Source organism: Thermosynechococcus sp. (assembly GCF_025999095.1).
In the GTDB taxonomy this organism is placed as follows: domain Bacteria; phylum Cyanobacteriota; class Cyanobacteriia; order Thermosynechococcales; family Thermosynechococcaceae; genus Thermosynechococcus.
Genome location: NZ_AP024678.1, coordinates 1268577 through 1284346, shown reverse-complemented (window position 1 = coordinate 1284346; position 15770 = coordinate 1268577). Strand labels below are relative to the sequence as shown.

The window sequence follows — 15770 nt, the reverse complement described above, 5'->3', positions numbered from 1 at the left end:
TGTAATGCTGTGGTTTGGATCGAATATGCTGGCTCCCATTTTTGTGGCACAAGCCGCTCTTGCAACTCCACCCCAACATTCATCCACCGTCATACAGGAATATTCGCCTCGCTCAAATGTTGTTGTTCAAGCCAATGCCGTACCCATCAAGGTCCTACCCCCTGAAGTCTCTTCCCCACCGGCTGCAACGGCCTACGTCACACCCACCCACTTTGCCTACTTTCCCCAAGACATTCGTCCACTGCCCGGTCAATTAGACGATGTGCCAGTCTTTAACAGCAACAGTCCAGAGATGGTACGCTCAGAGGGGATTCTCCTCTCGACCTTTCCACCCCAAGGGAAATGGCAACCAGGGGCTCACCTGAACTATCCCCTAGAGGGGCGCTTTGATGTTTTTGCCCACCACATTACCCAATCCAATCGGGCGGTGAGTACGCCCACCCTCTATTTAGGACTACTGGCCTACAACCCAACCGATCGCTATGTCACGGTGAGATTTCATCAAGCCGCTAGTTTTTTAAGTACTCCAGATGCCCCTTTCCGCGATTTGCCCGCCATGGTCGATAACCCCACTGGCTTTGTTTTTTCAGGGCCTGGGAGTCGAGTCACCAACCAAGTGCTGCGGGGGGTACGCCAAACCTTCTTTCCCTCACAGGTCACGATTCCCCCGCGCGAAGCGCGGATGCTGGCTAATCTGCCGCTGCCGTTGCCCACCCAGTTTCCCAATGCAGTCCTCAATCGTGTCCGCGCAGAGTTGATGCTCAATGGCGATGGCACGGTCGGTCCCAAGTTGCCCCTAATCCCGGATCCAAATCCCTTTGGTGATGTCTCCTCCTCCAATGGCCGCTCAACCCTGATGTACTTAGAAAGCAGTGGCCCGATTTATCTGGCACAAATGGCAATGTTTGCCCGCGTCAACGAGCAGGGCATCGAACGGGCACCCACCCTAGAGGAATGGTGGGCAATGCTCCACCGGGGTCAACTGGTTACTCCCCGTGACATTCCACCGACTCCCCCCAACAGTGATCGATTTGGTCGCTTCTTCTATGGCCGTGTCGCCGGGGTCAGTCAAGGCTCTCGCTGGCAAGCCACCCTTACCGATTACCAAACCCATGGACAGGCTTTAACAATTCCTGCACCGGGGCGAGCCATCTCCTATGGGATTAGTACGCTCCACGGCGGCACCCTTGGCACGGGTCAAATTCAAAGTGCGCCCATGTTGGTACGCTATCCAGACACTGCCTACTATGCCCACGGCAATTACGGTGTTCACTACAGTTTGACCTTGCCCTTGGTCAACAATACCCGCCAGTTGCAGTCCGTAGTGCTAACGCTGCAAACCCCTGTCAAGCAAGATCACCGCAGTGTTGTCCTCAAATTTTTGGAACCGCCAGCCCCCCAGGTCTTTTTCCGAGGAACGGTGCGCGTCCGCTTCACAGATGATTTAGGACAGATGCAAGAGCGCTATGTTCATTTGGTCCAGCGGCGGGGTCAGCGGGGAGAACCGTTAGTAACGTTAAATATGCGTCCAGGTCAAAAAAGGAATGTTACTGTAGATCTCCTCTATCCGCCCGATGCAACCCCACCCCAAGTGCTGACAGTGGCGACATTACTTGGCCCTAGCTATGAGAACACCACTCAAGTGCCCGTCGCTCCCAATTCTCTCTCCCTCACACCTGTCACTACACCCTAGGAGTCACCACGGTGGACAGCCGCCTGATCCTGATTGGGGATGTGCATGGTCACTACGCGGGTCTGTGCCATTTGCTGGATCTCATTTCACCCACAGCGGGCGATCGCCTCTACTTCCTTGGTGACCTTGTGGATCGAGGCCCCAAGAGTGCCGCCGTAGTTGAATTGGTGCGACAGGGTGGCTATGGTGCCCTACGGGGTAACCATGAGGATATGATGCTTCTCACCTTTGAGGGCAAACAAATCAATCCGGCACGACTCTTGGTTTGGTCCCAAAGTGGTGGGGATGAGACTCTTGCCAGCTACACTTCCACAGAGTTGCTTTGGGAACACTTGGATTGGCTGCACACAGTGCCCCTCTATCAAGATTTAGGGGATGTGTTTATTGTCCATGCGGGACTGAATCCGGCATTGCCCCTAGAACAGCAAACTCAGCAAGAGTGTTGCTGGATTCGCGAGTCCTTTTTAGCTCACCCCCGCCCCTACTTTACAGATAAAACTATTGTGATTGGACACACCATTACCTTTACGTTTCCCAGGGTTCAAGCAGGACAAATTGTGCGGGGGGCCGGTTGGCTAGACATTGAAACCGGTGCTTACCATCAGCGCAGTGGCTACCTGACTGCCCTCGACTGGACCAATCAATGGGTCTATCAAGTGAATGTGCTCTACGGTGGTACTCGCCAGGGGGAACTGGACACATTTGTCGTTGATTTGGCAGAGTTGTCTTGGAGCAGGGGCTAGCGTTGGTGCCACGCGGACCACAAAAGACACCCAATGCCGATGTTGATGGCAATATCTGCCACATTAAAGACGGGAAATTGAATCCAGCGAAAATCTAAGAAGTCAACCACCTCACCCGTGAGAAAGCGATCAATGCCATTGCCCAAGGCGCCACCCAGTAAACAACCATAGCCCACCTGCTGCCAGCGATCTAACCGCGGACCTAGAATTGCCCAAGTGATCAGCCCCAAGCTAACAATGAGAGACAGCCAGCGCAACCAGAGACTGCCATTGGCAAAGAGGCTAAAGGCTGCTCCAGTATTCGTAACGTAGGTAATGTGAAAGACACCCGGGATAATGGGCGTTGTTTGCGGCGGCACTGTGAGGGCATAGGTGGCCACAATCCATGCTTTGGTCAGGCGATCGCTAGCTAAGGCAAGACCAGCAGCCCACCAAAAGAGGAAGTTCTTGATCTTGAACCGCTGACTGCTCATCCCACAGAGCTCAGGGCAGCCACAGAGACTCGTGCTGCCACCTGTTGGGCGATCGCCCGCAGCGCTTGAGCAGCAGCAGACTGCGGATCCGCTATCAGAATCGGTTGACCCAAGTCTCCCCCTTCGCGCACGGGCAATTCCAAGGGTATCTGTCCCAAAAGCGGCACACCCACTTCCGCTGCCAAGGCTTCGCCACCGCCACTGCCAAAAATGTCATAGCGACGATTGGGCAGATCAGGGGGAATAAAGTAGCTCATATTTTCCACTAACCCCAGGACCGTTACCCCCAACTGCTGGAACATCCGCAATCCCCGCCGCGCATCCCCAAGGGCCACAGGTTGGGGTGTTGTGACAATCACTACCCCTGCCATGGGCACCGCCTGTGCCAAAGTGAGCTGAGCATCTCCCGTACCGGGCGGCAAATCCACAATGAGATAGTCCAACGTTCCCCAGTCACTCTGGTAGAGAAATTGGCGAATAATGCCATTGAGCATGGGACCGCGCCAAATGACTGGCTGATCGCGATCAATCAGGAAGGCCATGGAGACCACTTTCAAGCCGTGGGCCACTGGGGGTAACAGGACATCGCCTCTTGCTTCCTTGCGCACTTCGACAATGGCCTCCTCTAGCCCCAGCATTGTGGGGACATTGGGTCCATAGATATCCGCATCAATAATGCCGACGGCAGCCCCCGCTTGGGCAAGGGCCAGGGCTAAATTCACAGCAACAGTGCTTTTGCCAACCCCCCCTTTACCACTGGAGACGGCAATAATGTTTTTGACCCCTGGTACATCGGTACGATCGGGCAGACTTTTTTGCTGGGGCGTTTCAGCGGTCACTGCCACTTGCACATCCATTACCCCCGGTAGGGCAAAGACGGCCTTTTTGCAATCTTCGACAATGAATTCCCGTAGGGGGCAGGCGGGGGTTGTCAGCACCAGTGTAAAACGAACCGTGCCATCCTCAATGGCGACATCGCGGATCATGTTCAACTCCACCAGCGATCGCCGCAGCTCCGGATCTTCAACGGGGCGCAGCACTGCTAAAACAGATTCAACGGTTAAGGGGGCACTCATGGGGTAATGAATAACTGACGTTTATTGAGTAGCTTAGATAGCGATCGTATCATGTTGGGCAAATTCCCCCCCGTTGCCAACAGCAGCGATACCGCGGCGCTGTCAAGAAGTCAACCCGCTGAAAACAGCTAGAGTCAGCGTCGGCGAGAATCACTTCCCCCAGGCCATATTTCTAGAAAAGGGCGCTATTCTGGAAAGTATGAGCCATTTGGGATCAGAAGGATTGCAACGTTGACTCACTCCACCCTCTACCAACCGACAACAGCCCCTGGCCAAGGCCTGCAACGCCAACTCATTGTCATTCTTGATTTTGGGTCGCAATACTCGGAACTGATTGCCCGCCGCATTCGGGAGACCCAAGTCTATTCCGAGGTCATTTCCTATCGCACCACCGCTGAGCAACTCGCCCAATTGGCACCCAAGGGCATTATTCTCTCCGGTGGCCCCAACTCTGTCTATGACGAACATGCGCCCCAATGCGATCCGCAGATCTGGAACCTGGGGATTCCCATTCTTGGGGTGTGCTACGGCATGCAACTGATGGTGCAACAGTTGGGGGGAAGGGTGGAGCGAGCGATCGCCGGCGAGTATGGCAAGGCGGCGCTTTTTATTGATGACCCCACGGATCTGCTCACCAATGTTGAGCAGGAAACGGTTATGTGGATGAGCCATGGCGATAGTGTCACCGCGTTGCCCCCTGGTTTTCGTGTCTTGGCGCATACCCACAATACGCCAATGGCAGCGATCGCCCATCCCGAGCGGAAACTCTATGGAGTGCAGTTTCACCCAGAGGTGGTGCATTCTGTGGGGGGCATTGCCCTGATTCGCAACTTTGTCTATCACATTTGTGATTGCGAACCCACTTGGACAACCGCTGCCTTCATTGAAGAAGCCATCCGCGAAGTGCGAGCCAAAGTGGGCGACAAACGGGTCCTCCTTGCCCTGTCGGGGGGGGTAGATTCCTCAACATTGGCGTTTTTACTGCACCGTGCCATTGGCGATCAACTCACCTGCATGTTTATTGACCAGGGGTTCATGCGCAAGGGTGAGCCGGAGCGGCTGCTCAAGCTCTTTCAGGAGCAGTTTCACATCAAAGTGGAGTACGTCAATGCCCGCGATCGCTTCCTTGCCCAACTGGTGGGGGTCACCGATCCTGAAGAAAAGCGCAAACGCATTGGCCATGAATTTATCCGCGTTTTCGAAGAAGAATCACAGCGGCTAGGTCCCTTTGACTACTTAGCGCAGGGAACCCTTTATCCCGATGTCATTGAATCTGCCAATACCAACATTGACCCCCAAACTGGTGAGCGCGTAGCAGTGAAAATTAAGAGCCACCACAATGTTGGCGGCCTGCCGGAGAACTTGCGTTTTAAGCTGGTGGAACCCCTACGCAAGCTCTTTAAGGATGAAGTGCGCCAAGTGGGGCGATCGCTGGGGCTACCCGAAGAAATTGTGCGGCGCCATCCCTTTCCCGGTCCCGGTTTAGCAATTCGGATTCTGGGGGAAGTGACCCCGGAACGTCTAGAGATTCTGCGGGATGCGGATCTAATTGTGCGGCAGGAAATTAACCGCGCTGAGATGTACCACGACTTTTGGCAAGCCTTTGCGGTGTTACTGCCGATTCGCACCGTGGGAGTCATGGGGGATCAGCGCACCTATGCCTATCCAGTGGTGCTGCGATTTGTCACCAGCGAAGATGGCATGACCGCTGACTGGGCACGGGTTCCCTACGACGTCCTGGAGCGAATTTCTAACCGCATTGTCAATGAAGTGCCGGGGGTCAATCGGGTGGTCTATGACATTACCTCCAAGCCGCCGGGAACTATTGAGTGGGAGTAAGTTTGCCAGCAGGGGGAGGGATCAGTTTAACTGGGAGAGATGGTGGTGTGAGTGATGTGGCATGAATAGCAAATGGACGCTGGCCCTTAGCTTCAGTGCAGGTGTGTGGCTGCCCCTAGGGGCAACGGCGCAATCGAGTCCACCCCAGTGGCAAATTGAGGCTCGGCCAACAACTCACCCAACCTTTGAAGTGGCACCAACGGCGGAAACTCCCCCCCAGTGGCAAGCTGTTCCTCAACCCACGGGCGATCGCCCGTGGCAGCCAGCAACCCCAGAGGAATTGGCGCAACCTGTCTTAGCTCCCGTGGCTGAGCAGGCACCGAGACCGGTCATTGCCGAAGAACCCCAGTATCGCATTCCCCCCTTAATGGGTCCGCCTACCCGTCTTTTTAATTTGGAGACGGCCAATATCCTGCCCGCGCAAACCCTTGAACTGCGGGGCGGCATTCGCAACTATGATCCCGACATAGCTGGAGGTGGCGGCGGTCTGCAAATTTTCTATGGCTCCATTGACTATGCCATCAATCATCGTTTGCAAGTGAGCTTGAGTGGTAATTACTACGACGACCCCCTGGGACGCTTGGTGAATGGGCTACAACCCGACCTTCAGTTTGGGGCGATCGCCGGCGGCTTCAAATATCAAGTGCATCGTGGCAAAAACCTCTCCCTAGCCGTGGCTGGCTCCCTAGAGGCGGTGCGGCTGCGATCGAGCAATTTTCTCTTTACGCCCGCTGCGGCGCCAACGGGAACATGGACGGTGGCGGCTTCACTCCAAGCTCCCCTTACCTACACCTTCAATCCCCAGTTACAGTGGCACTTTACACCCAACCTCACCTACTTTCCCGACACCATTAACGGCGGGGCAAACTTCTACGGCACCAACCTCAACTTTGGCACCGGCATCAGTTGGCAACCCCATCCTCGCCTTAACCTCTTTGCCGATGTGAATATGCCGGTGGGACCTGGGGGCAATGCGGTGCGCAGTAGTGATGGCGCGATCGTCAACCTGCCCGTGTGGAGTACTGGTGTGCGTTTCCTCGTGAACCCCTCGGTGAGTATTGATCTGGCAGCAACCAACGCCTTTGGCATCACCCCTGCAGGTCGTACCTTGGCTTTTTTGCCCGGTGCCGATCAAGTGGGCATCATGGCGGGATTAAGCTATACCCCCAATATGGGACCTGATTTTGCTCCCCCTTTTCTGCCCAGTTTTCGCAGTGGGCCGCGGCAACCCCTCACGGATCGCGATCGCCAACTGCTCCTCAATGGTCTAACTCTTACTTCCCCCAATACCCTCGATGCAAGTATGCTGTACCTGCGGGGCAATAGCGGCACTACAGGAACCGGTTTTCAGGTGGGCTTTGGGCTAGCCTACGATGCCCAATTGGCTGTTGCCATTGAACAGTGGGAACGCGGTGAAACCCTCATCGAAAACAGCAACTACAGCGGTAACCTACAGTTGGGCCTAGCAGCTAAGTTGCGCTTCCTCGATCAGGCTCAAGGAGATCCCTTTTCTTTGGCCTTTCAAGGCTCATTTAATCGTGGCATTAAGCAGGGAGGGGGTGCGAGTCGTTCCCTCGGGGGTTTGGAACTGGCCTTTATGTATGAGCCAACCAAGACTGTGGCACTGCTGCTGAATCCGAAGTTGGGGATTTTTACTCCCGCTCAAAAAGTGGTGGGTGGCGTTGGAATCGGCCTCAATGTTGAAGTTGTCCCCAACCTCCAATTGATTGCCGAAGCCACACCTGTCTTTGGGCAAACAGGTGTTTACAGTGCCGGATTGCGCTATGTCCTGCCCCAGTGGGGTTTGGGAATCGATCTCTATGGCTCAACGGCAGTCGGCAGCAGTATTCCCAATTCAGGGCTCGTCGGTCAGGAGTCCCCAGGGATAGGGGTTAATCTCCATTGGTTATTTGGCGGATCACGGCAGTAAGATGACTAGAGCCTGTGCCCTTCACATCCTCCCCCGTCTCAGGGACAGCCATTCTCAGCCTGAGGACACAAGATATAGCTATTTCGAAAGGGAGTGACACATCAGAAAGAGAAATAATTAATTACACTTAGAGAGTCATACCTATCCTTAAAGTCCTTAAAGAACATGAGCGATGGCTTGGACTGACAAGAATGCCCTCTCTCCGATATCAAGCAAGGGAGTAAAATCAGGGAAGCCACTCAAATTTTCCAGCTAAGTCGCGCCACTATCCATCACCGACTCAAGGGAGACAACTGAGCGCCCACCCTTATTCCCCGTCCTTCTTGGAAACTGGACTGGCGGGCTTTAGCGACAGAGGTTGCGGGGCATTTCGAGGCTTGTCTAATCAATTCGCTGAAGCGAGCGCGGATGTATGCACAGTCAAAGGGTTCTACTCATGAAATGATTTGTAATTATCTAAACAACGTCTCATTCCCTACTGCAACAGCTATAAAGGCTGGTGGATCAGTACACCAGCCTCCAAGGGGCTCTTGGACTAGGTCATAGGTCCATCAGCACGGCATATCCTACCGCCTAGGTGCCATAGATTCCCTTGTCATTGCGTTGGAAGAGGCGCTTGATGTGTTCCCAAGCCTTAATCAGGGCATTTTTCTCATCATTGGATTCCTGCAGTGCCTCATTATAGGCTGCGACAAATTGAGACTGCGCCGCCTCCGAGAGATCTGCGCGCACCTCTGGGGAAATGTCCTCTGGACCAGACAACTGCCCCTCAGGTTGACGCGGAATTTGCATCTCCGTAATTGCCGCCTCTTGACCACCAGCGGATTGCAATAGGAGAAAGATCTCCCCTGCTTTGTCCTCAGGGACTTCTACAACTAGCAAAAATTCACCCGCCTGTACCCGCATTTGGTAAATGGCCGCTTTATCCTGGGGCATGCCTAGGGAGATCAGCGCTGATCCTAGCCCAGCTCCTAGGGCACCGTAGAGGGCGCCACTTGTGGCCCCCAACAGAGCAGCAGCTAAGGGTCCAGCAGCAGCAACAACACCAATGAAGGGAATGAAAAGGACACCGACCCCCGTCAACAGACTCAGCAGTGAACCAAAGATAGAGCCGTAGAGTGCGCCAGTGGTAACGCCATCCAAAATAATATCTTTCTTAGTAATAAATCCACTGATACGGGCTTCAGACTGAAAATTGCGACCAATGATAGAGATATTTTCCTTAGGAACACCGCGATTTAAGAGCCGTTCGATCGCTTCTTTGACTTTGGGTTCCTCCCGGAACGTGGCCGAGACACATTTCGTTGCTGGTTGAGTAAAGGCAGTACTCATAGAGTATTCTCTCCGTCGGAAGTTGCCCTCAGTATAGATAGGCGTCAATCCCGTTGACACCGACCCTGAGTGGGGAAAAAGCAGAACCCTGTCCCCCCTTGACTAATCGCGGGCAAGGTTTTCGAAGCGGGTGTATTGGGGGTCAAAGAGCAGCTTTACTGTGCCCACAGGGCCATTGCGGTGTTTGGCAATCAGGAGTTCACAGATCCCGCGATCGGGTGTATCGGGATTGTAATATTCATCGCGGTACAGCAAAATGACGAGGTCAGCATCCTGTTCAATCGATCCCGATTCCCGCAAGTCGGACATCAGGGGGCGCTTGTTTTGCCGCGATTCCACACTGCGGCTGAGTTGAGAAAGGGCAATGACGGGAACATTGAGTTCCCGCGCCAGTCCCTTGAGGGAGCGGGTAATTTTGGAGAGTTCTTGGACGCGGCCTTCACTGGTTTCTTCACCGCCCATCAGTTGCAGGTAGTCAATCAAAATGAGGCCGAGGCCGTTGGGATGCTCGGCGTGGAGTCGACGGGCAGTGGAGCGAATTTCCCCAAGGGTGGGATTCGGGGTGTCGTCAATGTAGATGGGCAGCTGCGAGAGAATCCCGATCGCTCGACTCAGGGGTTCCCACTGGTGTTGGCTAATGCGCCCCGCCCGTAAATAGTTGCTGTCAATGCGGGCTTCACTGGCGAGGAGGCGTTGCACCAGTTGCTCCTTGGACATTTCAAGGCTGTAGATAGCCACCCCCAGATTGTGAATTTCAGCAATGCGACGGGCAATTTGCAGGGCGATCGCCGTCTTACCCATGGAAGGACGCCCCGCAATAATAATCAAGTCCGATCGCTGGAAGCCTTGGGTGATGTTGTCCAGATCATAAAAATTGCAGAATAAACCCGGCTGAATATTGCCGATCGCCCGCTGCTCCAATTCCGTGAAGGTGCGGGTAAGAATTTCATCGGTGCGCGTCAATCCCTGCTGAATGCGATCCTGGGTAACGCTAAAGATTTGCTGTTCGGCGCGATCCAAAATGGTATTCAACGAAAGGCTGGTATCGTAGCCCAGCTTGACCACCTGGTTGCCCGCTTCAATGAGTTTGCGGCGCAAATACTTTTCTTTGACCAATAGGGCGTAACGATCAATGTTAATGGCACTGACCGTCCGCTCCACCAATTCTGCCAGTTTGGCCTGCCCACCCACTTTCTCCAATAGCTCCTGATCCTGTAGCCAAGCAGTGACACACAGCAGATCCGTAGGGCTGCCGCGGCTGTGGAGGGAGACCGCCGCCCGATAGATCTCGCGGTGGGCCTTGAGATAAAAGGCTTCAACCGGCAAAATATCCACCACACGGTTGATGGCTTCCGGGTCTAAGAGAATACCCCCCAAGATCCACTCTTCCGCTTCGAGGTTCTGGGGGGGAATCAGTTGGCTATCGGGCTGAAAACTTGGCTCCTGAATCATCAGGGAAGCTAGCCCTAATCGGCAACAACTTGGATATTGAGCTTGACACTCACTTCGGGGTGGAGCTTGATTTCAGCCGTGTAGGTGCCCAATTTGCGAATTTCCGGCAGAGTTATGTCACGACGGTCAATGGTTTCGCCGGTGATGGCTTGGATGGCATCGGCCACATCCTTGGGCGTGACACTGCCAAAGAGCATATCTTTTTCACCCGCAGGCATGGAGATGGTAATGGTTGCCAGTTTTTCGAGGGTCGCTTTTTGTTTTTCAGCAACGCTTTTGAGTTCGGCGAGCCGCTGCCGTTCTTTTTCTTGCAGCCGCTCTACGCGCCGGAGGGCACTGGGGGTTGCTGGCTCGGCAATCCCTCTTGGGAATAGGTAATTACGGGCATAGCCGGGGGCGACTTCGACGACTTGACCCATTCGCCCGAGTTTATTGACGGTTTGATTTAGGACAACTTGCACCCGCTTTGCCATGGGGATCCTCTTTCGTTGAACTGGATGGGTTAACAGCAAGCGTCAGCGCTGGTGGCTACGGCTGTTATTTTAGGACAAATAACCATTGTATAGCCTCTAGGGTGCGAACACCTACGGCGCGCTACGCGATCGCAACAAAAAAAAAAGGGCAGAACACTGTTCCACCCTTGTACCGAGTTTGTTCAAAAGTTAAGGGTTCACTTAGAGGGGATGGAAGAGCAAGTCGGGATAGAAGCGATTAAACTCAATCAAAATCCCAGCGGTAATCGTCATCCAAATGGCGGCCAGCACGGGCGCAGTAGAAAGATAGGTCAAAAAATGTTTCATGGTACGTTGTCCTTAATCACAGTCAACGGCAGTGAGGTTAGCGAGGAGAAACAGTGATTTCATTGTCTTTGGCGGTGAGTTCACCCGCTGCCAGCTCCTTGAGGGCGGCCAAAGGCCAAGCAAACCCCGTGAGCATGCATTTGATGGCAAGGGGCACATCAATAATGATTTCTTTTTCATTGGCTTCGCCGCTGTTGCGCACGGCAATCAAATAGGCGCGACCCACCCAGCCAATCCAGCCGGCAATGTACAGGAAGAGCACACTAGGAATGAGAAAATCACCGGCGCGGCTGAGGCGACCATCCACAACAAGGTGGGGCAAACCATCTTGGCCGCAGAGAGCTTGGCTGTAGCGCTCAAACCGTTTTTGGCCGGAGGCGGGATCAGCGGTGGTATTGACGGCAGCAGCGGCCCGCTTTTGAAAGGCTGGGGAATCTTTGCAAGGAACGAGTCCTGCCACGTCAGCAGAAGCTAGGGGGGTAAAACCTAGCCACAGGGTCAAAACCAGGAGTAGGGCTAACAATCGATGCATGGAGTGTTGTCCTCAAATGCAGACAGGTCAAAGTGCATTTACGGAGAGAGCAATCCCTCCCAAGGCTGCCATCATTTTAGCGGATGGGCTTCAACCCAACCCTAGGGGAAAGGTTAATAATTTTTACGAGGGCAAATAGTGACTAATACTTCCCCTGGCGATCGCTCTATGTATGGTTGATTAACGCTACTGCGCAGATGTCGTCTATTGAGCGAGACAAAGCTGCTTTGCTAGACTGGACCTATTGTTAGACTTTCGTTGGACTTTACTTTGAAACACCTATGCGTTGGTAGGGCCGGGGGGATAACCGACCCACTGTGATTTCTCAACTATAGATTCTCAACTATAGATAAAGTGCTTCTCCTATTTGGCCCCCCATGGATCCTGACCTGAAGTTCAACTTGCCCGATCAAAAGATTCTAGAGACCTTACCTCCCCAACAATTAGTGGCAATTATTTTGCGTCAGCAGCAAATTATTAATCAACTGCGCCATACCCTCTCCCAAATTCCCGGCGTCCCTGAGGTCCTTCATCCGGAAGCGCCACCCCCCTCAGAACCTCATCTGGCACTGGTGAGTGAGGACACGGCTTGTTATTTTCCCTTAACAGGGGGGAATTGCTGGACAATTGGCCGCAGTGAAGACAATTCCATTGTCCTCAGCGATCGCTGGATGTCACGGAACCATGCCATGATTCAGCGCATGGGACAGGGGGAATTTTATCTCATTGATCTTGGCAGTCGCAATGGCACGTTTGTCAATGGTCGCCGCGTCAGCATTCCCATTGCCCTGCACAATGGCGATCGCATTACCTTTGGCCAAACAGAACTGGATTTTTTTAACGAACCCTTTGCCCCCCTGTTTGCCGAAAATGCCACTTTGTCTTTGCCGCAATCCGAAGGCTCCTCCACAGCACTTCTCCATGTCCGCCGCCTATTGACAGTTTTGGTCGTGGATATTCGTGGCTTTACGCAGCTGACGCGACAACTCGAAGAGGAACTGCTGTCGGAACTAATTGGCGCGTGGTTTCATCGCGCGGGTGAGATTATCCGTCAATACGGCAGTTGGGTCGACAAGTATATCGGGGATGCGGTGATGGCGGTTTGGATCCACGAAAGCGAGGAGATTGGCTATCAAGAAATTTGCCATACCCTCTCTGCCTTAGAAGATTTACGGCGGATGACGGGAGAACTGCACCAGCAATATCCCTTGCCGTGGCCATTGCGCATTGGTTCTGGCTTGAATACAGGCTATGCAATGGTGGGCAATACAGGGAGTGGCGATCGCCCAGACTATACCGCTTTGGGAGATACCGTTAATGCTGCTTTTCGCCTTGAGAGTGCCACCAAAACCATTGCCGCTGATTTGGCCATGGGAGCAACCACCTACCACTACCTTGTGCAATCTTGCCCAACCCCTGTCCCATTTCGACCGCAAGTCCTGAATCTCAAGGGCTATGAAGCTCCTGTGCCTGCCTATGTAGGCACCTTTGATGACCTGCATTCCTTCCTTGCCCAAGCCCTCAAAAGCACAGACACCCTACATTAAACACCTTGAAAAAGGCGATGCAGGGACGGCCTGCCTCTGATATTTCTGATATTATTGAATCACCTGTAGGGGGCAGCCTAGACATCAGTCTATTGTAGGCGTAATGCCTCAGTTTCCTCTGTCATCCTGCTGGTGATCGGCTACTGCCGCCTGCGCTTGCTGTGCGATGTGGTCAGCTCTTTGCTTTGACTCTGAATGAACCGCTGTTTTTGTAATGACCTGTGAGATTTGGGAGGTAAAGGAATTATGCAACGTTTAGGCCGCTGGCTAGCACTGGCTTACCTTGTGAGCGTTAGCCTGTTGGGCTGGATCAACTGGAGTGCCCCAACCTTGGCGGCAACGGCATCCACGGAGGAAGAACTCGTCAATGTGGTCGATGAGAAACTGGGTACTGCCTATGGTGAAAAAATTGACCTCAACAATACCAACATTGCCGCCTTTATTCAATACCGGGGGCTATACCCAACCCTAGCTAAATTAATCGTTAAAAATGCTCCGTACGAATCTGTTGAAGATGTCCTCAACATTCCCGGCCTGACGGAGCGGCAAAAGCAAATTTTACGGGAAAATTTGGATCACTTTACCGTCACAGAGGTGGAAACAGCTCTCGTTGAGGGGGGCGATCGCTACAATAATGGGCTATACAAGTAGTTAGCCTCGTTAGCAATATTAGCGATAATATTCTCTTGGGTTAGCGTTGACTCCCGCAACTTCTGGATTTGATGTCTTAATCATTGGCAGTGGTGCTGCGGGTCTCAGTGCTGCCCTTGCCCTTCCTGCCACCTATCGCGTTGGCCTGATCACAAAAACCGATCTCCAGCAATCGGCCAGTGGCTGGGCCCAGGGGGGTATGGCTGCGGCCATTGATCCTACGGATTCTCCCCTGCTCCATGCCCAAGATACCCTGGCTGCGGGGGCTGGTCTCTGTGATCCAGTGAGTGTCCAGTTTTTGGTTGAGCAGGCACCAGCCCAGGTGGAGCGCCTGCTGGCGATGGGGGTTGCCTTTGATCGTGCGGGCGATCGCCCCGCTCTGACCCTCGAAGCTGCCCATTCCCGTCCGCGCGTTCTCCATGCCGCTGATGCCACGGGGCAAGCCCTGATTACCACACTCCTCAAACAGGTGACTGCCGCACCCCATATCACGCTGTTGCCCAATAGCTTTGTCTTTGATCTGTGGCTAGAGTCGGGGCGATGCTGTGGGGTGTGTCTGTTGCATCAGGGGCAAGTGCAATGGCTGCGCTCGGGGGCGGTCGTTCTCGCTACGGGGGGTGGCGGTCAAGTTTTTGCCCAAACTACTAATCCTCCCCTCAGCACCGGCGATGGCGTAGCCATGGCCTGGCGAGCCGGTGCCCACATTCGCGATGTCGAGTTTTTTCAGTTTCATCCCACTGCCCTAGCCGTCGAGGGGGCACCGCGATTTCTCATCAGTGAAGCAGTACGGGGTGAAGGGGCGCATTTAATTGACAACACAGGTCATCGCTTTGTGGCGGATTACCATCCTGCTGGCGAGCTTGCCCCACGGGATATTGTCAGTCGTGCCATTTACCGTCACCTTCAGCACACCCATGCCCCCCATGTCTGGCTAGACTTACGACCCATTCCCCGTGATCGCCTGCCCCACCGCTTTCCCAAAATCATCGCTGTCTGTCGGCAGTGGGGCATTGATGTTGAGCAGCAACCGATTCCGGTGTCTCCGGCAGCCCATTACTGGATGGGGGGAGTCGTCACCGATTTACAGGCCAAAACCAGCCTTCCCGGCCTCTATGCCGTTGGCGAGGTAGCTAGTACTGGTGTCCATGGTGCCAATCGCCTAGCCAGTAACTCCCTTTTGGAATGTTTTGTCTTTTCAGCTCAACTTGCCCATCTGGATCCTCAGCCCCTTCCCTTGGCGGTGTTCCCTGTTGGCCAGAAATCCCTTGAAATTGAGCCAGTGAGCTTTCGTCAGTGGCGCCAAGAGTTGCGGGAACTCCTGTGGCAAAGTGCGGGGATTTGTCGCGATGCTCCCACGTTGATGGCTGCTCTTGCCCAAGTGAAGGAATGGCGCCAAGAATTGCTGGCTCATCCCGTGGCGATCGCCTTTCATGAACTAGACCCCAATTACTACTATACCCTCAGCAATCAAGCCGTGCAGGACACCCTTTGGGAATGGGGGGAGCTACGCAATCTCTTGGATATTGCCTATTTAATTCTCAAAAGTGCCCTCTTTCGTGAGGAAAGTCGCGGTGGTCACTATCGCCAAGACTACCCCCAACCCGATCCCAACTGGCAAATGCACACCCTGATTTGGGGAGAACACTGGCAAAAAGCAGCGATTCAAGGCCTGCAGAGTAAACTATAGTTGCAATAGATTCCA

The 15770-nt window shown here is 53.8% G+C and carries 14 protein-coding genes; 7 read left to right on the top strand and 7 right to left on the bottom strand.

The window, feature by feature from the left end; translation table 11 throughout:
* Positions 1-25: 25 nt before the first annotated feature.
* The gene (locus tag Q0W94_RS06270) at positions 26-1693 is read left to right on the top strand and encodes a DUF3370 domain-containing protein (RefSeq protein WP_297756805.1); all 1668 of its coding nucleotides are present in this window, start codon (positions 26-28) and stop codon (positions 1691-1693) included.
* An 11-nt stretch (positions 1694-1704) separates the two neighbouring features.
* Positions 1705-2436, top strand: coding sequence for a metallophosphoesterase family protein (locus tag Q0W94_RS06265; protein ID WP_297756803.1), 732 nt, complete (start codon positions 1705-1707; stop codon positions 2434-2436).
* On the opposite strand, the gene lspA is transcribed toward Q0W94_RS06265, so the two are convergent.
* The gene (lspA, locus tag Q0W94_RS06260) at positions 2433-2909 is read right to left on the bottom strand and encodes a signal peptidase II (protein WP_297756801.1); all 477 of its coding nucleotides are present in this window, start codon (positions 2907-2909) and stop codon (positions 2433-2435) included. The two genes, Q0W94_RS06265 and lspA, sit on opposite strands and share 4 nt — an antisense overlap.
* Entirely contained in the window at positions 2906-3985 is a 1080-nt protein-coding gene (locus tag Q0W94_RS06255; protein WP_297756799.1) for an Mrp/NBP35 family ATP-binding protein, read from the bottom strand. The genes lspA and Q0W94_RS06255 overlap by 4 nt, the downstream gene beginning before the upstream one ends.
* A gap of 231 nt (positions 3986-4216) precedes the next feature.
* Between Q0W94_RS06255 and guaA the strand changes: the two genes are divergently transcribed.
* Together guaA and Q0W94_RS06245 are read left to right on the top strand one after the other, a co-directional pair.
* A complete protein-coding gene (gene guaA, locus Q0W94_RS06250) occupies positions 4217-5824 on the top strand; it encodes a glutamine-hydrolyzing GMP synthase (RefSeq protein ID WP_297756798.1) in 1608 nt (535 codons plus the stop codon).
* 61 nt (positions 5825-5885) lie between these two features.
* On the top strand, positions 5886-7754 hold the full coding sequence (locus tag Q0W94_RS06245) for a hypothetical protein (RefSeq protein ID WP_297756797.1): 1869 nt from the start codon (positions 5886-5888) through the stop codon (positions 7752-7754).
* A gap of 573 nt (positions 7755-8327) precedes the next feature.
* Here the strand turns inward: Q0W94_RS06245 and Q0W94_RS06240 are convergent.
* The 5 genes from Q0W94_RS06240 to Q0W94_RS06220 all read right to left on the bottom strand — a co-directional run bounded on the left by Q0W94_RS06240 (position 8328) and on the right by Q0W94_RS06220 (position 11870).
* Positions 8328-9086, bottom strand: coding sequence for a ChaB family protein (locus Q0W94_RS06240; RefSeq protein ID WP_297756795.1), 759 nt, complete (start codon positions 9084-9086; stop codon positions 8328-8330).
* Positions 9087-9188: 102 nt separating this feature from the next.
* Entirely contained in the window at positions 9189-10538 is a 1350-nt protein-coding gene (dnaB, locus tag Q0W94_RS06235) for a replicative DNA helicase (protein WP_297756793.1), read from the bottom strand.
* Positions 10539-10552: 14 nt separating this feature from the next.
* Complete coding sequence (gene rplI / locus Q0W94_RS06230; protein ID WP_297756791.1) at positions 10553-11011, bottom strand: 50S ribosomal protein L9; 459 nt, start codon at positions 11009-11011, stop codon at positions 10553-10555.
* Between the two features lie 201 nt (positions 11012-11212).
* Positions 11213-11338, bottom strand: coding sequence for a photosystem I reaction center subunit IX (gene psaJ, locus Q0W94_RS06225; RefSeq protein WP_011058244.1), 126 nt, complete (start codon positions 11336-11338; stop codon positions 11213-11215).
* 37 nt (positions 11339-11375) lie between these two features.
* A complete protein-coding gene (locus tag Q0W94_RS06220) occupies positions 11376-11870 on the bottom strand; it encodes a Photosystem I reaction center subunit III (protein ID WP_297756789.1) in 495 nt (164 codons plus the stop codon).
* A 377-nt stretch (positions 11871-12247) separates the two neighbouring features.
* On the opposite strand from Q0W94_RS06220, the gene Q0W94_RS06215 reads away from it, so the two are divergent.
* The 3 genes from Q0W94_RS06215 to nadB all read left to right on the top strand — a co-directional run bounded on the left by Q0W94_RS06215 (position 12248) and on the right by nadB (position 15755).
* Positions 12248-13417: an adenylate/guanylate cyclase domain-containing protein gene (locus Q0W94_RS06215; RefSeq protein ID WP_297756787.1), complete on the top strand. Its 1170-nt coding sequence runs from the start codon at positions 12248-12250 to the stop codon at positions 13415-13417.
* A 246-nt stretch (positions 13418-13663) separates the two neighbouring features.
* On the top strand, positions 13664-14068 hold the full coding sequence (psbU, locus tag Q0W94_RS06210) for a photosystem II complex extrinsic protein PsbU (protein WP_297756786.1): 405 nt from the start codon (positions 13664-13666) through the stop codon (positions 14066-14068).
* A gap of 46 nt (positions 14069-14114) precedes the next feature.
* Positions 14115-15755, top strand: a complete 1641-nt coding sequence (gene nadB, locus Q0W94_RS06205) for an L-aspartate oxidase (protein WP_297756784.1) — start codon at positions 14115-14117, stop codon at positions 15753-15755.
* Positions 15756-15770 lie beyond the last annotated feature (15 nt).